Annotated in this window: 16 protein-coding genes; 3 read left to right on the top strand and 13 right to left on the bottom strand. The window is 64.1% G+C overall.

Annotated elements, in window-relative coordinates; all coding sequences use genetic code 11:
• Window positions 1-258: 258 nt before the first annotated feature.
• From atzF to LD110_RS03175, 5 genes are read right to left on the bottom strand one after another with little or no spacing between them, the layout of a single operon-like run.
• The gene (gene atzF / locus LD110_RS03195) at window positions 259-2,166 is read right to left on the bottom strand and encodes an allophanate hydrolase (RefSeq protein WP_225496284.1); all 1,908 of its coding nucleotides are present in this window, start codon (window positions 2,164-2,166) and stop codon (window positions 259-261) included.
• On the bottom strand, window positions 2,163-5,822 hold the full coding sequence (gene uca / locus LD110_RS03190; protein WP_225496283.1) for an urea carboxylase: 3,660 nt from the start codon (window positions 5,820-5,822) through the stop codon (window positions 2,163-2,165). The genes atzF and uca overlap by 4 nt, the downstream gene beginning before the upstream one ends.
• Entirely contained in the window at window positions 5,819-6,502 is a 684-nt protein-coding gene (locus tag LD110_RS03185; protein ID WP_225496282.1) for an urea amidolyase associated protein UAAP2, read from the bottom strand. Before LD110_RS03185 ends, uca begins: the two co-directional genes overlap by 4 nt.
• Complete coding sequence (locus LD110_RS03180; RefSeq protein ID WP_225496281.1) at window positions 6,499-7,404, bottom strand: urea amidolyase associated protein UAAP1; 906 nt, start codon at window positions 7,402-7,404, stop codon at window positions 6,499-6,501. The genes LD110_RS03185 and LD110_RS03180 overlap by 4 nt, the downstream gene beginning before the upstream one ends.
• 33 nt (window positions 7,405-7,437) lie before the next feature.
• The gene (locus LD110_RS03175; RefSeq protein WP_225496280.1) at window positions 7,438-8,943 is read right to left on the bottom strand and encodes an amino acid permease; all 1,506 of its coding nucleotides are present in this window, start codon (window positions 8,941-8,943) and stop codon (window positions 7,438-7,440) included.
• Between the two features lie 214 nt (window positions 8,944-9,157).
• On the opposite strand from LD110_RS03175, the gene LD110_RS03170 reads away from it, so the two are divergent.
• Window positions 9,158-9,847: a TetR/AcrR family transcriptional regulator gene (locus LD110_RS03170; RefSeq protein ID WP_225496279.1), complete on the top strand. Its 690-nt coding sequence runs from the start codon at window positions 9,158-9,160 to the stop codon at window positions 9,845-9,847.
• Window positions 9,848-10,290: 443 nt separating this feature from the next.
• On the opposite strand, the gene LD110_RS03165 is transcribed toward LD110_RS03170, so the two are convergent.
• Window positions 10,291-10,893, bottom strand: coding sequence for a TetR/AcrR family transcriptional regulator (locus tag LD110_RS03165; protein ID WP_225496278.1), 603 nt, complete (start codon window positions 10,891-10,893; stop codon window positions 10,291-10,293).
• A gap of 58 nt (window positions 10,894-10,951) precedes the next feature.
• On the opposite strand from LD110_RS03165, the gene LD110_RS03160 reads away from it, so the two are divergent.
• The gene (locus tag LD110_RS03160) at window positions 10,952-11,575 is read left to right on the top strand and encodes an NAD(P)-dependent oxidoreductase (RefSeq protein ID WP_225496277.1); all 624 of its coding nucleotides are present in this window, start codon (window positions 10,952-10,954) and stop codon (window positions 11,573-11,575) included.
• Between the two features lie 346 nt (window positions 11,576-11,921).
• Window positions 11,922-13,097 (top strand): response regulator, encoded by a 1,176-nt coding sequence (locus LD110_RS03155; RefSeq protein WP_225496276.1) that lies wholly within the window; start codon window positions 11,922-11,924, stop codon window positions 13,095-13,097.
• Between the two features lie 110 nt (window positions 13,098-13,207).
• On the opposite strand, the gene LD110_RS03150 is transcribed toward LD110_RS03155, so the two are convergent.
• From LD110_RS03150 to LD110_RS03120, 7 genes are all read right to left on the bottom strand, one after another.
• Complete coding sequence (locus LD110_RS03150; RefSeq protein WP_225496275.1) at window positions 13,208-14,569, bottom strand: glycoside hydrolase family 32 protein; 1,362 nt, start codon at window positions 14,567-14,569, stop codon at window positions 13,208-13,210.
• A gap of 25 nt (window positions 14,570-14,594) precedes the next feature.
• Entirely contained in the window at window positions 14,595-15,959 is a 1,365-nt protein-coding gene (locus LD110_RS03145) for a glycoside hydrolase family 172 protein (protein ID WP_225496274.1), read from the bottom strand.
• A gap of 24 nt (window positions 15,960-15,983) precedes the next feature.
• A complete protein-coding gene (locus LD110_RS03140; RefSeq protein WP_225496273.1) occupies window positions 15,984-16,868 on the bottom strand; it encodes a carbohydrate ABC transporter permease in 885 nt (294 codons plus the stop codon).
• The gene (locus tag LD110_RS03135) at window positions 16,861-17,817 is read right to left on the bottom strand and encodes a carbohydrate ABC transporter permease (RefSeq protein WP_225496272.1); all 957 of its coding nucleotides are present in this window, start codon (window positions 17,815-17,817) and stop codon (window positions 16,861-16,863) included. Before LD110_RS03135 ends, LD110_RS03140 begins: the two co-directional genes overlap by 8 nt.
• Complete coding sequence (locus tag LD110_RS03130) at window positions 17,814-19,115, bottom strand: sugar ABC transporter substrate-binding protein (RefSeq protein WP_225496271.1); 1,302 nt, start codon at window positions 19,113-19,115, stop codon at window positions 17,814-17,816. Before LD110_RS03130 ends, LD110_RS03135 begins: the two co-directional genes overlap by 4 nt.
• A 91-nt stretch (window positions 19,116-19,206) precedes the next feature.
• Window positions 19,207-20,202 (bottom strand): LacI family DNA-binding transcriptional regulator, encoded by a 996-nt coding sequence (locus LD110_RS03125; protein ID WP_225496270.1) that lies wholly within the window; start codon window positions 20,200-20,202, stop codon window positions 19,207-19,209.
• 126 nt (window positions 20,203-20,328) lie between these two features.
• Entirely contained in the window at window positions 20,329-21,339 is a 1,011-nt protein-coding gene (locus LD110_RS03120) for a LacI family DNA-binding transcriptional regulator (RefSeq protein WP_225496269.1), read from the bottom strand.
• Window positions 21,340-21,493 lie beyond the last annotated feature (154 nt).

The following is a 21,493-nucleotide window of genomic DNA, read 5'->3' as shown; positions in this document are numbered from 1 at the left end:
CCTAAGCCGGAAGTGCGGACGACCCAACCGGTCCAGAGGCCTCCGGCCGCAGATCCCTGCTGGGACAACAACCTGCGACGGTGGAAGCGATACAGAAATGCGGGGAGGTTTTGGATTGAGTCCGTCGCGTCCGCCACTCGGGATCGTCCCTGGCTTCGTCATGCAGGTCAGGGTGACCGCGAAGCGATCATTCACCTCGAAGTCACCCGAAGGGGCAATTCCGGACCATGCAGGCACTGCCCCTTCGCCGTGTTGTTCTCAGTGCCCCCGCTGCAGGCCCCTGATGAATGCTTTCAAGGTTTCCTGGCCCAGGCGCCGAAGGATGTCGTTCGAGAACGTCAGGGCCTTCCGAGCTGTAGAGCGTGGACTCATCGCGGCTTCCTGGAATGCGAGCCAGTCACCGACGTCGGTGATGTCCCTGCCTTTGGAGGCCGCGACCGCGTCGCATGCGAAGCCAACCGCCGTGGAACCGTCGGTCAGTTGGACAGAGCCGAGCAGCATCGGTTCAGGCAGCTCCGAGAGGAAGGAGCCCAGCGCAGCCTCTGACAGCAGCCAGCGCTCGGCAACCAGTTCGGCGCCGTCGTCGGACCGGAAGACGCCGGGCTTCGGCGGCTGCGTATCCAATGCAACCATCCGATACCGCGGCGCCAGGGTGACCGGCCCGTCCCAGAAAGCACCACGGCGTTCAAGCTCGCCGGCAAGGGGCTGTCCCTTGCGGTGTGCGCCCACCACCACCAAGGGAACGACGGCGGCGCCCGCCGCCACAGGCCACGGTCGCTGATGCGTCGACAAGGGGGCCGGCGAAGCCCCGCCTGCAAAGAGCGCGGGTGGCTCAGGGCTGGCTTCGACGCGCCGAGCGATATCGGCGACCAGCCCGTCGTCGAACGTCCGCCCCACCACGGTCAGCCCGAACTGCGACACGCCATCCACCTCAGTGACGGTGCCCGCCGGAACCGAGACTGCACAGAAATCAAAGAGATTGCAGAAGTTCGTGTATGTGCCCATGCGCGAATTCACTCCCACCGGATCGGCGGCCACCTCGCTAATCGTGGGATGGAATGGCGCAGTTGGCACAATCAGTGCATCGAACCCCCGCAAGCCGGACAGCGCTTCACGCTTGAGCCGTTCCAGTCTGTCCGTGTCTGTAACGTAGCCGTGGGCGGGGAGCCGGCCGGCGGCGGTGATGATGCCGGTTACCGTCGGGTCGAGTCCGACGTCGGTGTCGTCCTGTAAGTCCTGCACCGCGTCCAGTGCCGCGTCGATGAAACTCCCGACGGCGGCGTAGCGCTCGGCGACCAGCGCGCCGTCGTACAGCAGCCGCGCTGCCGCAAGGAAGACATCCAGCTCGATCGGCTCGGCGTCAACGCCGCCGGCACGCAGCCGCTCGATCTGGGTTCCAAACGCCTCTGCCCAGGCGTCCGGCAGCGCAGGGAGGGACGCGGGGTAGGCGACCCGGGGGACCGACGGCGCGGCGAGCCGGATGTCCGATGGCCACGGCCTGGAATCCCCGGCCATGATGCCCACCGCCAAGTGGGCGGTGGGGAGGTCGCGGGCAAAGATCGTGGCGGTGTCCCAGGACCTGCAGGCCGGCACCATACCCTCCGTAGACACCACGCTCAGCGTAGGTTTGATCCCCACGATGCCTTGCAGTCCGGCCGGAACGCGTCCCGAACCGGCTGTGTCAGTGCCGATCGCGATGTCCACAAGGCCCAGGGCTACTGCAACAGCGGATCCTGAGCTTGATCCGCCGGAGATGCGGTCCGGCCTCCGCGCATCGCGGACAGCACCATACGGACTGCGCGTGCCGACGAGTCCGGTGGCGAACTGGTCAAGGTTGCTCGCCCCCAGCACGATGGCGCCCGCAGCCCGCAGCCGTGCCACTGCCGCGGCGTCCCGTTCAGGGACGCAGGCAAAGCCGGGGCACGCCGCCGTCGTCGGGATTCCGGCGACGTCAACGTTGTTTTTGACGGCGAGCAGGAGCCCGGCGAGCGGCAGGTCCGCTCCGGCGGCGACCGCCGCGTCGATCCGGGCAGCCTCGGCGAGCAGTTCCGCGCCACCCCGAAGATGGATCCAGATCTCCGGGCGGTCGACGGCGTCTATCGCCTCGAGTGCAGCGGTGACCCGCGCCGTCGTCGACCCTGTTGCCAATGCGCGGGTGGGGTTCATGCGGCGCTCCCTTCAAGTATCAAGTCGTCGTTCTCTCCAGCTGCCGTCGCGAGCACCACGAGAGGTTCACCGGCCACTACCTGGGTGCCGGCCGACGCCAGCACTTGATGCACAATCCCGTCGTTCGGCGCGGTGATGACCGTCTCCATCTTCATCGCCTCGATGGATGCCAGCGCTTGCCCAGCCACCACGCGCTGGCCGGGTTCGACGTCGACTTTCCAGACGCTCGCGGCGAAGGGCGACGCGACCATTGCGCCACCGTCGGGCACCACCACGTCCCCGGCGACGACGGCGACATCGGCTGCCGCTTCGGCGCGGTCGAACTCACCTGCGTCCTCCCACACCTGCCGTTCGACGGCGAATGCCGCCGCCTGGCGGGTGCGGAAGGCCTCGATCGACTCACTGTTCCGGGCGAGGAAGTCTTCGTGTTCGGCTAGGGAGAAGGTGCCGTCTTCGATCTCGACGCCGCGGCCCCGGCCGGCAGCCATATCGGCCCGCAGGTCCAGGAGTTCCTCGGGACTCACGGGGTACCAGGAGATCCGGTCGAAGAATCGCAGCAGCCACGGCGAGCCGGGCTCGAAAGGCGCCGCACTCGCGTGCCGGGACCAGACCTGCGTTGTCCGGCCGACGAATTGATAGCCGCCCGGCCCCTCCATGCCGTAGATGCACAGGTAGGCGCCGCCGATGCCTACGGCGTTTTCCGGGGTCCAGGTCCGTGCCGGGTTGTATTTGGTGGTGACTAAACGGTGTCGCGGGTCCAGAGGCGTGGCCACGGGGGCGCCGAGGTAGACGTCGCCGAGTCCGAGGACGAGGTATTCGGCGTTGAAGACGGTGTCAAACACGTCGTTCACGGAGTCCAGGCCGTTGACGCGTCTGATGAACTCGATATTCCATGGGCACCATGGTGCGTCGTCGCGAACGCCTGCCATGTAGCGCTCAATCGCCTCGCGCGTGGCCGGGTCGTCCCAGGACAGCGGAAGGCGGACCCTGCGGCTGGGCACCACAAGCTCCGAACTGGCGGGCAGGGCTGTGTCGATCTCCCTGACCATCCCCAGCAGCGCGGCCGTCGGCAGTACAGAAGGATCCACCTTGACCTGCAGCGAGCGGATGCCGGGGGTGAGGTCCACCACACCCTTGATTCCCAGCCTCTCGAGTTCCTGATGCAGCGCGTGCACGCGTGCCCTCAGGCCGAGGTCCAGAACCATGTCGCCGTACTCGACCAGCAGGTTGTCGTCTCCGGAACGGCGGTAGGTGACCGACGGACGGCCATCGCTTTCCGGCACGCGGCCCAGCACGCCGTCGTCGCCATCTGCCTTCAACGGCGCCCCGGGGAGGAGAAGCTGGCGCGCTGGCCCGAGTTCCCTGGATGAAGGTGCCTGGGCCGCAGGAATAGGCACAAACCGGACTTTGTCGCCGGGCCGGAGCTGACCAAGCTTCCACCGATCTCCGGTGACGACGGTGACCGGGCAGACGAAACCGCCCAGGCTTGGGCCATCGGGTCCAAGGAGGATAGGCGTGTCGCCGGTGAAGTCGAGGGCTCCCACGGAGTACGCGGTGTCGTGGATGTTGGACGGGTGCAGGCCTGCCTCGCCGCCGTCGTTCCGCGCCCAGCGCGGCTTCGGGCCGATCAACCGGACACCGGTGCGCGCCGAGTTGAAGTGCACATCGTACTCGGCGGAGAACAGTTCCTGGATGTCTTCGCGCTGGAAGAACTCCGGCGCGCCGTGGGGCCCCTCCACAACCATGAGTTCCCAGTGGTTGCTGAGGGCGGGACGGTGGTTTGCCGGGACAGGCGCCGCGGACTCAGCCAAAGTGCCGGAAGCCGCCCGCAACACGTCGCCGGCACGCAGGACCCTGCCGCCGTGCCCGCCAAACTGGCCGAGCGTGAAGGTGGAGGCGCTGCCCAGGTATTCGGGGACATCCAGTCCACCCTCGAACAGAACGTAGCCGCGGAGCCCCGCGCTGTCAGCAGATCCGATATCCAGGACGCCGCCGGCGGGAACAACCACTGGCTCCCAGGCGGGCGCGGGGATGCCGTTAATAGTCACGGACACATGGGCGCCGGTCACGCAGATGGTGGTGGGATGCGTGAAATGCAGTGCCGGGCCTGCCATGGTGAACTCCAGTCCGGGAACGCCTTCAGGGTTGCCCAGCGCCACATTGCCCAGACGGAAGGAGAGATCGTCCATCGGGCCGCTCGGCGGGACACCGATCTGCCATAGCCCGGTGCGTCCCGGCCAATCCTGCACGCTGGTTTGGAGGCCGGGCCGCTCGACAGTAATGCGCGGTTCGGGATCGCCCACGTGGTCAAGGGTTCCGGTGGAGTGCATGGCTGTGCGGACGTGTTGCAGTCCCGTCACCGCGCGGAGCATCCCCAGGTTCGTCTCGATGCCGTCCAGCCTGGTCTCCGCGAGGGCGCCGGCCAGTACATCGAAGGCGCGGTCGCGCGTGCTGGCAGAGGTAATGAGCTTGCCCAGAAGGGGATCGTAATTGGTGGATACTTCGCTGCCGGTCTCCGCCCAGGCATCCACCCGGACGTTTCCGCAGTCGATCTCTCCACGCTGCGGGTACTGCACATTAGTCAGCGTCCCGGCACTCGGCTGGAAGTTTCGTGCGGGGTCTTCGGCATAGATACGGGCCTCCACGGCGTGGCCGGTGACCGGAAGGCTGTCCGGAATCCCCTGCAGCACAGGGTTTTCCTGGGCCAGTTCAAGCATCCATTCGACGAGGTCCACGCCGGTGACGGCCTCGGTGACCGGGTGCTCCACCTGGAGGCGGGCGTTGACCTCGAGGAAGGACGCCTCCTGCCGGGAGGGGTCGTACACGAACTCCACAGTTCCTGCCGACCGATAACCCACCGAGGCGCAGAGCGCCCGCGAGGTGCGATGGAGTTCCTCCCGCAGTTCAGCAGGAAGATCGGGCGCCGGCGCCTCCTCCAGCACCTTCTGGTGCCTGCGTTGCAGTGAGCAGTCGCGGTCACCGAGGGAAACCACCCTGCCCTCGCCGTCGCCGAAAATCTGGACTTCCACATGCCGGGCGTGCTCAATATAGCGTTCGGCGAACACACCGGCCGTCCCGAAGCTTGAACTGGCCAGCCGGGATACGCGGGCGTAGCTTTCGGCCAGTTCGGCCTCACTTCGGCACACCGCCATGCCGATGCCGCCACCGCCGCCTGTTGCCTTGAGCATGAGCGGGAAGCCAATTGTTTTCGCGGCGGCCACTGCGGCGTCCAGATCCTCGAGCAGTCCCGAGCCGGCGATCATGGGGACGCCGGCGCGTTGGGCAGCGTCCCGTGCGGTGTGCTTCGTGCCGAAGATGCTTAGCTGTTCCGGCGTGGGCCCGACGAAAACCAGCCCCGCAGCCTCCACGGCTTCCGCGAATGCGGCATCTTCGGAAAGGAAACCGTAACCGGGGTGGATTGCCCCGGCGCCTGTGGCGGCAGCGGCAGCAAGGATGGCGTCCACACGGAGGTAGGATTCCTTGGCCGGCGCCGGGCCGAGGAGCACGGCTTCGTCGGCGAGCCGGACGTGCCGGGCTCCGCGGTCCGCCTCGGAGAAAACGGCCACGGTGCGGAGGCCGATCTTCCGTGCGGTCCCGATAATTCGGCAGGCAATTTCGCCGCGGTTAGCGACCAGGAGCGTATCGAAGCGGTTCATCGTGAAGCCTCCGGACGAGTGACGATCATACGCACGGGCGTCGGGTTGAAGCCGTTGCAGGGGTTATTGATTTGCGGGCAGTTGGAGACCAGGACCAGCGTGTCCATCTCGGCACGAAGGGCGACGCGCTTGCCCGGGGCCGAGAGGCCGTCCACGATGCCGAGGGCTCCGTCCGGATCTACCGGCACATTCATGAACCAGTTGATGTTGGAGACAAGGTCCGGCTTTCCAAGGCCCCACTTGGAACCCTCGATGAGGAAGTTCTCCACGCAGGCGTGCTGATCATGAGTGTGGTGTCCATAGCGGAGGGTGTTCGATTCCTGGGAACAGGCCCCGCCGATCGTGTCGTGAACGCCTACTTCGTCGTCCACCACGGTCATGAGGGCGGTTCCGCTGTCTGCCCGCAGGACCGTGCCGGTGGTGAGGAAAATCGAACGCTGCGACGCGATGGTGACGGCCGCGGAGTAGCGGGTGCCGACATCGTTGGCTGAATACAGGAGGCAGTCCACCGCCTGGTTGCCCTCCACATCAACGATCGTGAGGACATCGCCGGCGGCGACTACGGCGGACCATGGTCCGCGGGACTGGACGTATTCGTCCAGGACCACGTCACCGTTCACCAGGGCGAGCGGAGCCGCGTCCGGCTGCGTGGCGTGCGACAGGGCTGCGGCGGGGTTCATGCGGAGGTCCTTGCTGTGTTGTCGTGTTCGGTGTTCTGCAGGGCGAGCAGGTGTTCGGGCCCGAGGACAAGACCGAGCCTGCCCGCGGCCAGGGCTTCGAGGTCCTGCGGCGCCCGCCAGGCGACAATGTCCACAGCGCTGCCTTCGAACGATGACCGTGGGTCCAGTGGATGGGCTGTGTTGGCGAGCACCAAGATGGTGTCCATGTGGAGGAGAAGTTCGACGGCGGCTCCCGCGCCGGCGCTGCCGGCGAAACCGATGCTGCCCTCCGGGTCCACCGTGATGCCTTTGAAGAACGAGATCGACGGCGGCATTTGCCGCTGCGTAACGCCGTGCTTGAGTGCCCCGAGGGTCAGGAGTTCGCGGCCGGCGGGGGAGGCGCTATGGGCGGAACCGGCGCCGTACTTGGCCTCGTTCCCGGCGAGGTGCGTGGTGCCGGTGAGGGCATCATGCCGGCCCGACGAGTCGGAGACGACGGTGGCCATGAGTCGTCCCGCATCGGATAGGAGCGGGTGGCCCAGGCCGATGTAGGCCTGCCAGGGGACTTTTACGGTGTCGGCTACGTTGAGCCGTTCGTACGTGGCGCCGCCGCGGAGGAGGACCGCGTGGACGCACGCATCGCCGCTGGTGTCTGTCAGCCGAATTCGGGTTCCTCGGGCCAGTTCCAGGTGGGTGTACCGGCCGAAGGCCAGGGATTCCGCCCAGGTGAGAGAGGCTATGGCCTCCTTGTTCAGTCCGGCTGTCAGGCGTTCCGGAGCGGAGGAAGCGGGCACATGGATCATGGTTTCAGCGATCCGTCCATGCTGGGCGCGGGCGTGGGCACGTGCGCCGGCCGTTGTCGCGGTGCTGGCTGGGGCTGTGCTGGCTGTGGCTGTTTCCGGGGCTTCTAGGGTGTGCGTCATGGAGGTCTTTCCCAGGTAGTTGGTGGTGATGGCTCAGGCTGCTTGGGACAGTGTCCGCTTCCGGACCCACAAGCCGAGGAGGAGGACCGCGCCAACCATCAGGGGCGCGGAGAACAGGAGTACGGTGTTCCCGCCGCTGGGGTCATAGACTTCCGGGCGCGGCCAGGCGAGGTTGATGACCATGGCTGCCCCGTAGAGTACGGCGAGGATGTTGACCGGCAGGCCCCAGCGGCCCAGCGAAAACAGGCCGGCGGGCATGGCCTGGCCTACCCGGCCCCAGTCACCGCGGAGGCGGTTGATGAGTTGGGGGACGGTGACGAGCAGGTACGCCAGGTACACCATGACGATGCAGACGCTGCAGAGTGTGGTGAAGAGCGCTGCGTTGCCGATGTTGATGGCGAGGACTCCGACCGCGAGCCCGCCGATGGCAACGGAGGGCCAGGCGGGTGTGCCGCGACGTGGGTGAACGGAGGACAGAAGGGCAGAGGCGGGGAGCTGGCGGTCCCGGGCCATGGAGAACACCAGGCGGGAGCCGGCCGTCTGGATGGCCAGGGTGCAGACAAAAATCGCAACGGCTACGTCCACCAGCAGGACTTTGCCCCAGAACGTACCCAGGACGGCGGTCAGGACGTACGGGAGGCCTTCGGTGGCGAGGCGGCCGTCGTCGAGGCTGGGCGCCGCCATGAGTGCTGTGACGATCATGAGTCCACCGCCGATTCCCGAGATGACCAGGGCCGAGAGGATGGTGCGAGGCGCGGTCCGGCGCGGATTCCTTGTCTCCTCGGACAGCTCCCCGGCTGAATTGAAGCCCACCATGACGTAGGCGGCCATCAGGCCGGAGACCAGGAAGGCCCCCACCGCTCCCAGATCGGAGCTGCTGATTACGCTGACATCCGCGACGACGTCGGGTCCCCTTTGAGCGGCCGAGATCAACGCCAGGATGACGGCGGCTACCCCCACGATTTCGCAGGTGACGCCGATTGAATTGACGTGCGACATCAGCTTCACGCCGAGGCAGTTGATGATGGTGGTGACCACCAGGAGTCCGGCGCCGAGGATGACGGCGTTCGTAGCACCGGTGACGCTGGCCAGTGCCGGGTCGCCGCCGACAATCTGGAAGCCGTCCCACAGCTGCGGCAGGACAACCTGCAGGGCTATCGCTGCGGCGGCCGCGGTGATCACTTGGGCGATGGCCATGAACCAGCCGGCGAACCAGCCGACGCCCTGGCCTCCCATGCGGCGCGCCCATTGGTAGACAGCGCCGGACAGGGGATACCTGGCCGCGAGTTCGGCGAAGTTCAGGGCCACGAGGAGCTGACCGATGAGGACAACGGGCCAGGTCCAGAAGAAGGCAGGGCCGGCGAAGGAATAGCCGAAGGCGAAGAGCTGGAAGATGGTGGTCAGGATGGAAACGAACGAGAAGCCTGCCGCGAACGACTCATAGCGGCCGAGTTTGCGGTGCAGGGAAGGCTGGTATCCGAGCGAGGTGAGGTCGGCGTCGTCCGCGTGGGCGGATGCCGCGGGGAGCGTTGAGGTCATCGGTTTCTCCGTGTCTGGAAGTGGGAGTGACGACGGGACCGGCGGCCATGGAGGCCGTCCGTAATACCGGTCAATTGATAGTTTTCCAGCTGGATATCCTCAGATAGTTTCGCACCCGTAAAAGGCCTGTAACCGGCTAATTTCGGTCATGTGAACGAAACCTCACCGGTTCTTGGTTGCGGTGTAGCCTCGCTGGCCGATGTAAGAATGTGGGGTGACTTCAGCCGGACCTGGACGCCCCAGAAAGAAGCAATCCGTGCGCCCCGGCTCCACCGCACGCGAGGAAATCCTGGATGCAGCGGCGGAGCTCTTCACGAATCAGGGCTTCGCGAACACCCCCACACGCGCCATTGCGGATGCGGTTGGCATCCGGCAGTCGTCGCTGTACCACCACTTCGCCACCAAGGAGGACATCCTCGGAGAACTCCTCGACGGGACCGTGGCGCCTAGCCTCGCCTTCGCGAGGACGGTCCACCGGATCGACCGTCCGGGCAAGCCGGTCGAAGCGGCGGCCCGTCTGCATGCCGTCGCGTTGTTCGACGGGAGCCAACTCTGCCAGGCCCGTTGGAACCTCGGTGTGCTCTACCATCTGCCCGAGGCGCGCACCGACCGCTTTCAGCGGTTCGCCAATGACCGGCTGGAACTGCGAAACCTGTACCGGGCGTTGGGAAAGGACGTGGAGGATCTGCTCGCGCCAGGCCCGAAAGGGCGGGCACCGCTTGGAGACCTGATGTTCCGGCTGGTCGAGTCCCTGATCAGCCTTCGGGCAGATGGACTCAGCGACACCGGATCCGCCTCACAAACAGCCGATGCCGGAATCGAACTGGCTGGCCTGGCATCGGAACTTGAAGCCGTTCGGGCCATCAGTGAGGCACTTGTCTCCTCCCGCACGGACTTAGCTTAGTAAGACTGCCAGTCCGCGGGGCTACCCGTCCGGGGTCTTAGAACGTCGGCGTGTCGCGGGTTCGCGACAAGGAGAGCCCCATGCATGTCAGTCGTCAGGCCTGACAGCTCGATCATCACATCACGGGCCCAGTCATCCCGCATTCAGTTATGGAAGTTTCGGTACTTCTCCCAAGGCGGGTCTGAAAGGGGGTGACCCGCGGTGACTGAATTCGAGTCGACAAATGTGCTGCGAGGGGCTGCTGGCCGGAATCGGCGGGCCGGAAATCGCCCGGTAGGTGCCGGATCCGAACACAGAGCGACTGCCGCGCCCCCTCCAAAATGGGGTGCGGCAGCATTGCTTCATCGGACGCGACGGCTCGGTGTCCAAGTCATTGGTGCAAGGACTGCGCGGAGTCCCGGTTCCAGGAAATGGGACGGTCTTCAAGAGGCCACCCCTTGTGGCTATGGTTCCCGCGTGAGAGCGGGGAGGATGGCCGCGACAGCTTCTTCGGCTTTGGTCCTGGCATTGGGCACGTCGTCGTGACCTTCGAATGCGGCGAGGAACCCTTGATGAAAAGCAACTCCGATGAGGAGCCGGGCCACCGATGCGGTGTTGCTCGTTGCAGCAACGCGTCCGGCGTCTCGTTCTGCATCGAGGTAAGCCTGCAGGCTGAGCACAGGCCCGGCGGGCCCGTATCCGCGCCCCGTTACTCCCGTGCGGTGCTGGGCGAGAAGTTCTGGGGAGCCGAAGATGGATGCGGCCATGGGGAAGGTCTGCACGAAGAATCCCATGAGCTCCTGGACAATGCGGGTAAGGTTTTCCGCAAGGTTTCCGCTGCCGGCGGCCTCGAGCTGAAGCTGCGCCGAGGGGCTCCGTTCCTTCAAGACCAGAAGGAACAACTCCTGTTTGTCGGCGAAATGCTTGTAGAGCATGGCCTCGGAGTAGCCGGCGGCAGCGGCGATCAATTTGGTCGTGGTTTTCGCCAGGCCCTTCTCGCGCATCACGGTCGCGGCGGCATCTAGTATCCGTTCACGCGCCGGCTTGACTTCCTCACGGTTCCGCATGTTCACTAGTCTACGTTAGTAATTGTTTACTAACCTCTATTCGATTAGTGGAGTTCGCATGCGAGTCGCAGTCATCGGAGCATCGGGCCGGACCGGCAGGGCGACCGTCGCTCATGCTCTCGCGGCGGGTCACGACGTTATCTCATTCGTACGCACCCCCGCGTCCGCACCGCAGGGGACGACGGTCGTGCAAGTGGACGTCCGCGACGAGGCGGGGCTGGCCGCCACTCTCACGGGAGTGGACGCCGTGGTCTCCTGCGTCGGGCACGTCACCAGTGATCGGGACAACACGGTGCTGCACGATGGCGCGGTCGCGCTCACCGCAGCCATGGCGTCCGCCGGGGCGTCCCGTCTGGTTGCGGTCTCGGCTGCGGGTGCCTATGTTGCGAGCGACGACCCGCTGTCCCGCTTCATCGCCAAGCCCATCCTCGAACGGATGCTCAAGACGAACAACGAGGACACCCGCGCGATGGAGAACGTAATTCGAGCCAGCGACACGTCCTGGACCCTCTTGCGACCCTCGCGGCTCGTCTCTGGCGACGGCGTGCGCGGCTACCGCAGGCGCCTGGACCAGAGCGTGTGGTGGCACTACAACACCAGGTTCGACACGGTAGGTCGAGCCGCCGTCGACGCTATCGCAAAACCCGAATGGATCGGGCACGCCGTGTTCATCACAGATTGACCGGCAGCCTCGAAACACCTGCCGACCGTTTCGCCGAGCGAGCGCGCCATCGCCACCTGGGAGGCCCGCTGAAGACGCAGTCTCGAAGCGATCACGTTGACGAATCTGGTCCGTGTCCCTGACTGGACCGACGTCAGACAGTGACGGGCCCCTCTGGGCCCACGCCAGCAGCTGAGGAATGTGGGTAACGGCCCTCCTTTCATGCCCTTGGAGAGGGGGACCAGGCCTAGCCGGGATGCGGTGCCCACGCGCACAGACTGTTCATCGATGCTTCAGGTGGGTAAGGATGTAGTCACGGCGGGAAGAGCTGTGGGAACCAAGAGCGGGCGCGTGGCGGGGGCATAGCATGGAATGGAAAAGCGGCGGGCAGGAACACCGGCGGCAGAAGGCTGTAACGGCGGGTCGTTCCTTCGGGGGAGCGGTCCTGGATAGTCTGCAGCCTCTGTCGGTTCTGGTCGCTGATGATGATGCGGGGTCGTTGCTGGTTGCCCAGGCTGCCGTCGAACGGTCCGGGCATCTGTGCCTGACGGCCGCTGACGGGGAAGCGGCCTGGAAGATTTACCGGCAGCACCGGCCTGATGTGGTGGTCACGGACTTGGCGATGCCCAACATGGACGGGCTGGCGCTGTGCCGGGCCATTAGGGCAGCGGAAACCAATTCCTACTCGTACATCATGCTGGTGACCTCCCATGACGCGCGTGAAGATGTTCTTGCCGGTATGCAGGCCGGGGCCGATGACTACGTGACAAAGCCTCTGGATCCTTTTCTCCTGCACACCCGGCTCGTGGCGGCCCGCCGGGTGACCGCGCTGCACCGGGAGCTGGCCGGCGCCCTGAAGTCGGCCACGTCAAGCAATGAACGGTTGGCCGAATTCACTGGGCGTGTCAGCCATGACCTTCGCAACCCGCTGACGTCCCTTCTCGGCTATGTGGAGCTGGCCGAAATGGACGACGACGGAACAGACGGCGAAAACCCGGCGGAGTACCTGCCCCTCATTGGTTCCAGTGCCAGGAGGATGCTGGCCATGGTTGATGACCTGCTTGGATTCGCCTCCATCGGCGGGTCACTCTCACGGTCCCGGATATCGCTTGCGGAACTGGTGCGTGAGGTCACGACGGATTTGAACCAGTGGCTGACCCAGGCCGGTGCTTCCGTTGAATGCACCGATTTCGTCTTTAGCGCCGATCAGGTGCAGATACGGGTCGCGCTGCAGAACCTGATCCATAACGCCGCCGCGTACCGTCGTCCGCAGGTGCCGCCGGTCATTCGGATCTCCGGTCGTGACGTGGAGGATGGTGTGGTGGTGCAGGTGTCCGATAACGGCAAAGGCATCAGTGAAAAGGACCGCCGCAGGGTCATGGAGCCCCTGGTCCGGCTGCACCGGGAAGGTGACCCGCCCGGCACAGGCCTGGGCCTTGCAACCTGTGCACAAATCGCCGCTGCGCACGGTGGCCGACTGGATATCGCAGCCGGGGAAAACGGCGGGACGACAGTAAGCCTCCACCTCCCGAACACCGGGTAGTTCGCGCGGTGCCCGTTCATGGTGTCGCCGACGGCACCGGCGCCATGGACTCTCTCGACTTCTAGGATTCGCGCGTGGCGGACATGCGGGCGGATTTCCTGGCGGCAGGGCTAGCCGAGTGGGTAGGGCAGGGAGGTTGCCGCGAGATGCGGAGTCTTCGATCCTTTTTTGCCCGGCCGGGAGATCGTCCAAAGCCCAGGTGGATCGGCAGGGTCAGCTACTGTCAGCGTCACCGGACTGTCGACGATGGGCAGGGGGATGGCCATGATTCCTTCAGGACCGGAAATTTCGATCATCCCCGTATCGATGATGATGCGCAGTTGTGAGCCTTCAGCAGCGGGGAGGGCGGCATCTGTGAAGTCTGGATTTCCCGGCGTGGTGACGCGGATTGCGCTTCCGTCCTGACGGATGGTGACAAGGGTCCCTGCGAGGGCTGCCAGTCGGATGGCTGTCCCGGAAACGATGGTGCACCGCAGGTCCGCGCCTTCGGCCAGCTCGGCCTCGAAGACGCCGTCGGTGACCTGGTCGAGTTTGGCCGGTTTCGAGTATTTTTCGAGGTCTCCGTGGGGTGTGGCTACGAGGATGTCGCCGTTGAGGGAGAGAGTGTGGGGGATGCTGAGGGCGCTGGCCCACTGCCCGTCCTGGCTGATGACGCCGCGTGCCCAGAAGATCAGCGACGGTGCCCCATCCTTGTCCCGGAAGAAGGAGGGCGCGTAGTAGCTCTTGCCGTAACTCAACTGTCCCCAGGAGCGGGCTTCAAACGTGCCTACGGCGTAGGTTCCCACGCCGTAGGCGACGTAGTGCAGGACGTCGTCTTCCCAGATGGAGGTAATCAGGACATGGGAGCCGTCGATCTCGAATAGCTGAGGGCATTCCCACATGGTGCCTGTCCAGACTGGGGTCGTTTCGCTGCCGTGACGTTGTGCGGCGATGCCGTCCAGGGTCCATACGGCCAGGTCGGGGGAACTGTAGGAGACGGCGGCCGCGGCTCCGCTGGCGAGTCCGGCGCCAACAAACATGCGCCATTGCCCGCCGTCGCGGAAGACGAAGGGGTCACGGTAGGCGATGACGTCTAAGTCCGGGGCGCTCATGAGCTTGGGGCCTTTGGCCCAGGTGTCCCAAGAGGGGTTTTCGGGGGCCGCGGTCCGGACAGTGCCGATACCGATGTCGGGCTGGGTGACGGAGGTGTAGAACATGGTGGTGTTCCCGCCGTCATCGGTGACTATGGAACCGGACCAGACGCCGTCGTCTCCTTCGCCGGGGGCAATGGCGATGCCCTGCTCGGTCCAGGAGATCATGTCCGGGGACGTGGCGTGGCCCCAGTGACAGTTGGAGGCCCAGGTGGTTCGGCCGGGGACGTACTGGTAAAAGAGGTGGTATTGGCCGTCCTTCCAGGTCACGCCGAGGGGGTCGTTGATCCATCCTTCGTTGGCCGTGAAGTGGAAGTTGGGACGGGGAGCGTGGGTATTCATGCTGGTCCTCGTTTGATTGTTGGGGCTACTGGGCCATGACGCTGTTGGAGGCAAGGAACCGTTCCCTGATTTCCCGTGCCTGCACCGCATTCGCCTTTTCCCATTCGTCGATTTCTGCTCTTCGTTCCTGCCTGACGGCATCGCGGGCTTCCGTGAAGCGCTTCATGCGTTCGGCGGATGCCTTGCGGGCGGCTTGCTGGGCGGGGGTCAGGTCTGGCAGGGGAACTTCTACGACATGTTCGCGGGGCCGCAGCGGCAGGCGCTCCTCGACGGCGTCGATGTCCAGGACGGGCGAGGGGAGTGTCTGGTACCAGTAGGCGGTGGAGGACCAGTCATCGGAGAGGTGGTTGGCGTGTCCATGCTCGAATGTGACTTTGATTCGCTTTTGGAAGCGGATGGGGTCGGTCATGTGGAATCGGTAGCTGTGGTGGAAGCCGGGGACGTTTTCTTCGTGGACCATGGTGCCGTTCATGAGGAAGGCGTTGTGCTGCATGCCCCAGGCGTGCCCGAAGTAGTCTTCCATTCCGGTGCCGTGGAGGCTGGGGGGCCAGGTGTCGTCGTCGATGAAGATCATGTCGTCTCCCTCGCCCCACCATGATCCCTGGAAGTGGCGTACGGCGAGGTTGCAGCCGACGTAGTGGCCCTGGCCTTCGGTTTCGAGGACGACGTAGTTGTCCTCGCCGGTGAGGTTGGGGATGGCGACTTCGATGCTGTTGGTCTGCAGGTCCGGACCCCAACCGGCATTGGGTTTCTGCCGGCGCCAGTGTGCGTGGAAGTAGGCGGTGTCTTCCGGGAGCGGCTCGGTGTAGAGCTCGTAGTCAATGTAGAAGTATTGCAGGTAGGGGATGTCGTTTTGGTTTTCGACGACGATCCTGGCCCGGGAGTTGAATGGCATTTCGAAGTAGCTGTTGAACGCTGCGCTGCCGCCGAAGGTGTTCAGTTCGCCTTCTTTGGCCGAGACCGAGAGCGGCAGCGAATCGTAGGAGCCGGACAGGGAGTTCAGCAGTCCGAAGAAGTCCCCAAGGGGTGCGAGCACGCTTGGGGTTTCCTGGTCGTCCCAGTACATCTTGATGAGGATCTTGCGGTAGTAGTCCGGGTCAACGACTTCCCAGCTGACGCCGAGGGCGTTGTGGATTTCGAGCATCGGTACGCCGACGAGTTCCGGCGGGATCTGGCCCGGGCCCGGCTGGATGCGGCAGGACTGTGTCATCCAGATATGTGTGATGGCGCCGGGGCCCTGGATGTCGGCAAGGACGCGTTCTTCGCCGGGCATGATGATCCAGTTGTCACGGTTGCGTCCGGTCTGGTCCCAGCTTGACGCGCGCGCGGTGCGTGCTGAGGAGAGCCGCGTCAGGCTGGAGAGCAGGCCGGAGCGTGGGGATGGAGCCATGGTGGTTTTACCTTTCGGGTGGTGCTAGCCCTTGACGGCTGATTGGGTGAGGCTGGCGATGATCCAGCGCTGGGCCACGAGGAAGACGACGAGCGCCGGGGCGATGGCGATGGTGGTGGCTGCCATGACCTGAGCGACGTTGCCGGCTCCGTAGGGCCCAAGCATGAGGACCAGGCCCAGCGGGAGGGTGGCGGTGTCGGTGCTGTTAAGGAAGATGGAGGGCGCAAAGTACGCATTCCAGCTACCGAGGAAGGTGATGACGCCGAGGGTGCTGACGGCGTTTTTTGCCAGTGGCAAGGCGATGAGGCGGTAGGTTTGCCAGGCGTTGGCTCCGTCCATGCGGGCGGCGTCGATGATTTCCTGCGGCAGGCCCAGGAAGAACTGGCGCAGCAGGAACACTCCCAGCGCGCCGGTGATTCCCGGCAGGATGAGGCTCAGCGGGTTGTCCAGGAGTCCGAAGGTTCGCATCAGCAGGAACAGGGGAATAATGGTGACCTGCGCCGGAACCATGAGGGAGGACAGCAATCCTACGAAGATGGAGTTCTTGCCCGGAAATTGGAGCCTCGCGAACGCGTAGCCAGCCATGGGTGCCGTGATGATCATGCCGATGCTGACGGCGATGGCGATGATTGCGCTATTGAGCATGTTCTTAAGGATGGGAACCGGTCCGCTGACCGCCCCCGCGTAGTTGGTCCAGTCCCACTCCGTCGGGAGCCACTGCGGGGGCAGATCGTAGGCTTGCGCTGCGTCCCGGAGTGAGGTGGTGAACATCCAAAGGAAGGGGGCAATCATTGCGACGGCGCCGATGATCAGCAATGCCACCGATATGGTCTTTCCAATCACGGGCTCGCGGCTGGCCTGCCGGGTTGGCGTGCGGGATGCCCTGATCCCGAAGTTGACGCTACTCATTGTTCACCCACGACTTCCTGAGGCGGAACTGCGCCAGCGTCACCAGCATGATGATGAGGAACAGGGTTACCGCGATGGCTGAGGCGTAGCCCATGTCGAATTTGTTGAAGGCGACTTCGGCGATGTACATCACGACGCTGCGGCTGGCATCGCCCGGGCCGCCCCTGGTGAGCACGATGATCGACTCGTAGATCTGAAAGGCCCCGATGATGGTCATGGTGATGTTGAAGAACGTTGCCTGGCTGATCATGGGCATGACGATCCTGCAGAAAATCTGCCATTCGTTCGCGCCGTCCATACGGGCCGCTTCAACCATGTCTTTCGGTACTTCCTGCAGGGCGGCGACGAAGATCAGCATCGCGAAGCCTGCGTTCCGCCAGGTGTCGACAATGATGACCGACACTTTGGCGAATTCCGAACTGTTGAGCCAGTCGATCTTTTCCCCGCCCAGGGCTGTGAGGTAGTAGTTCAGGATTCCGGTGTCCTTCTGGAACAGGGCCTGCCAGATGATCGACACGTAAACCAGGGCGACCAGGTAGGGGAAGAAGTAGGCGGACCGGAAAACATAGGTCAGGGCTTTGGGCAGCCGCTGGTTGATCAGGACTGCGAAGAGGAGGCCGAAGCCGTTGATGAGAACAACGGCGGCGCCCACATACAGCACGGTGTTCCCGTAGGTCTGGGCCAGCCGCTCGTCCCGGAACATCCGGACGTAGTTGTCAATTCCGATAAATTTCGGCGGCGTCAGAATATTGTATTTTGTCAGGCTCAGGTAGATTGCAGCGACGAGGGGGCCGAGGACGAAGACGAGGAACCCGACGATGGTCGGTGCGGTGAAGGCATAGCCGGTGAGGGCTTCCTGGCGGCGGGCCGTGCTTATCCGTCCGGGCCGCCCCCGGCGCCCTACTGCGGGCGCTGGGGGCAGCTGGGTTGGCGGGACGGTGAGGGTCATTGCTTCAATGCCTCCTGCACGTCCTTTTGTGCCCTCTGAAGGGATGTGCCGATGTCCTGGCCGGACATGATTTCATCCATCGCCCTCATGAACGCCGGGTCCAGGACGTTGTAGGCGCGTGGGGCGGCTACGGGTTTGGCGTAGGACAGGGAGTTGTAAAACTCAGCTGCGTGCTTGGGCGAGGCAAGAAATTCCGGTGAGGATGCAGCCGTCTTGGTCGAGGGGACAGCGGCGCCGGCGTCGGCCCATTTCTTCTGGGTTTGCTGGTCGGTGAGCATCTTGATGAACTCCCAGGACAGTTCCGGGTTCTTGGAGGTTTTGGAAATGGCGAACGCTCCGGCCCCGAAGACTGTTGACTTAGTGGATCCCTTGGGCCACGGGAGGATGTCGTAATCGGCGAAGCCGGCTGCTTTGAAGCCGCCGGTGACGAAGTGTCCGGCGCCGGTCATGGCTGCCTTTCCGGCAGGGAACAACTGGTAGGGGTCGGCGCCCTTGGGCTGGGGTGACACGCCGTGTTTGGTGACCAGGTCCCGCACCCAGCCGACGGTTTCCTGCAGCTTCGGATCTGTCAGCTGGGCAGTGTTCATGTCATTGCTCATCATGGACGTGCCGTTGGAGTACAGCCATGGAGTAATCCCGAAGGAGTAATACGGCATGGCGAAGCCGTAGACCTTGTTCGCCCCGGAGCCGGTCGTTAGCTTCTTCGCGATCGCCAGGAAGTCGTCCCATGTCCAGTCATCGCTGGGACGCTGTATCCCGGCTGCCTCAAACATCTTGGTGTTGTAGTAGATGACCATGGTGTTGAAGGTGTTGGGCATCAGGTAGGTGGAGCCGCTTTTGCTGAACCCTTCCAGCAGCTTCGGGTCGATGTTCTCCCGAAGGGACTTCGCTTGTGGGTCGTTTTTGAGGAAGCCGTCCATTGGCGCGAAGAGCTCGTTGGACAGTCCCAGCTCCACACCTTCGGTGGCGATGTTGATGACGTCTGGGGCTTGGCCGGCGGCAGCCTGGGTCACGAGTTTGTTGACGTACTCGGTCCAGGTGGTGATGGGCGTGAAGTTGTTGTTCACCGTGACGTTCGGATACTTCTCCTTGAAGCGTGCAGCGACGCCGTCGTAAACCACTTTGTCGCCCGGGTCCCCCCAGTTGGAAATGGAGATTGTGGCAGTGACGTCCTTGGCTGGGGCCGAATAGGGGTCATCGTTGGCAGGACCTGCGCTTTGGGTGCCCCCGCAGGCGGTCAACGCCAGCAGGGCTGTCGCCGCGGCCGCAGCCACGGTGGCACGTATGGTGGTTCTCATCTGATGCTCCTTTGCATGTCCTCGGGTGAAATGAGGCGCAGTGGGTTGGGGGATGCGGTGAATGGGATAGTCGCGGGTCGTTGGTCCTTGACTATTCGGTTGACTGGCGGAACTCGATGGAGGATTTGAGCCGATGAATCTGTGTGGCGCCGGATGGGTCCTCCAGACGCCGTACCAGCAGTCCGACGGCCTCTTCTCCGATTTGGAAGGCGGGCTGTCGCACTGTGGTGATCTGGGGTTCGAAAAGGTCTGAATAGGCGAATCCGTCGAATGTGGCGAAGGCCATGCTGTCTGGAATCAGCAAACCCGCTTGCTGTACTGCCTTAAGCACCCCGGCACCCAGAAGGGTGCTGCAGGCCAGGATGGCGGTGGGCTGTTGCGCCGATGTCCGGAGTAGTTCTCCTACCTGCTCGAATGTTGCGGCTGCGGTTGACGTGCCTTCGCACAGCAAATCGGAGGGCGTGTCCAGTCCGCGTTCCCGCATGGCCAGCCGGAATCCGTCGTAGCGCTCCCTGAGGGAGGAAACCCGAAGGTCTCCGGCCACAAGCATGATGCGTTCGTGGCCTTTGTCCGTCAGGTGCTCCACGAGGGCGGTGACGGCGGATTGGTTGTCCACGCCCACTTGGTCGACGTCCAGGTCGGCGAGCCGGTCGAGCAGGACGAGGGGCTTCTTTTCCTCGCGGATCCTCGCCAACAGGCCTGCTCCCGACCCGGCGGCCATGGCCAGGATGAGGCCATCGACCCTCCTGTCGAGCAGGGCCTCAATAGCAGCGCGTTCTCTGGCGGGGTCTTCCGCTGAGTTCGCCAGCAGCAGGGAAATGCCACGTTGCGCCGCCGCTTCCTCCACACCATGGACCATGTCCGCGAAAGCCGGCTCCCCAGCGTCGGAAATCACCAAGCCGATGGAGTCCGTCCTGGAACGGCGAAGCGATCTGGCCAGGGCGTCACGCCGGTAGCCCACGCTTTTCATCGCGGCCACAACCTTGGCACGGGTTTCGGGCTCCACATGTCGTGTTTCGTTCAGGACATGCGACACGGTCGACGTCGAGACGCCTGCCAAGGATGCGACTTCGACGATGGTTGCCATCTGATACCTTCCCAGCGAAACGTTTGCGTCAACGTTTCGATGGTAGAAGCAAACGTTTCGATGTGCAATGGGTCACGTGAAGGTTTTTGCAGAAGTAGCTAAATAATGGCTTGGCGACTTACCGCATCAGGCGTTAGGTTCGGGGGATTCTCCGCTGGAGCGGCGGTATTCGATCGTGGGCATAAGTCGGACGGTGGTGGGCTCCACTGACTTGTCGGCCAATCTCCGGGCAAGAAGCTCGGCCGCGGTTACACCGACGTCGAAGGCCGGCTGGCGGACTGTGGTCAGGCGTGGCTCAAAGAGATCTGAATATGCGAATCCGTCGAAGGTCGCGAAGGCTATGTCGTCAGGCATGCGCAGGCCCCTGCGCTGAAGCGTACGCAGCGCTATGGCGGCGAGTACGGTACCGCAGGCAATCACTGCCGTGGGCGGCTCCCTGCGGTCCAACGCGGCTTCTATTTCCGCCTCGATCACCTTAGGGTCGGCAGCGGTGATGGTGAGCTGTTCGAGTGATGAAAGACCTGCGGCCGTTGCGGCCTCTCCGAAAGACTCCAGTCGTTCTCTCAAGGTGGAGACTCGAATGTCTCCGGCGACCAGCAGCAGCCGTCGGTGCCCTTGGGACGCGAAGTGCTGCACGAGATCATTTGTGGGTTGGGCGTTTTCGATGCCTGCCTGGTCAAAGGGCAGATCCGACATGCGGTCCATCAGGACCACAGGCGTATCTTGCTGGCCAAGGGCAGCCAGCGCCTCTGAAGTCGAGCCGGCGGCCCGGGCCAGGATAAGACCGTCGACGCGGCGTTCCAGCAGGGTCCGGACAGCTCTTGCTTCCCGCTCGGGATCTTCAGCCGAATTAGCCAGGAGGAGGGTTACGCCGTGGCGGGCAGCGGTTTGTTCCACGCCGCGAACCATTTCGGCAAAGGCCGGCTCTCCGGCGTCGGAGACAATCAGACCAATGGTGTCTGTCCTGGACCGGCGCATTGCACGGGCAAGGACGTCTTGGCGATAGGACGTTTCTTCGATGGCCTTCAGAACCCGCTGCCGGGTCTCCTCTTCAACGTGCCGTGTGCCGTTGACCACGTGCGAAACAGTGGAAGTCGAAACACCGGCCAGCTTCGCCACATCTACCATTGTCGCCATTACGGAACCCTATCGAATCGTTTACGCGAACGTTTCGCACATCGGGGCTAGTCTACCTGCCTGTCCCACAGGCAATCCGAATTGGGCCAGGACGTTTCAGACGGCCTGCGTCTTCGACGTGGTTACGTGGTCGATGGAAAAGCTCGTCGCAAGC

Source organism: Arthrobacter sp. M4 (assembly GCF_020251205.1).
Taxonomy (GTDB): Bacteria; Actinomycetota; Actinomycetes; order Actinomycetales; family Micrococcaceae; genus Arthrobacter.
Note: the sequence above shows the minus strand (reverse complement) of the source record. Positions and strands in the feature narration are given on the sequence as shown.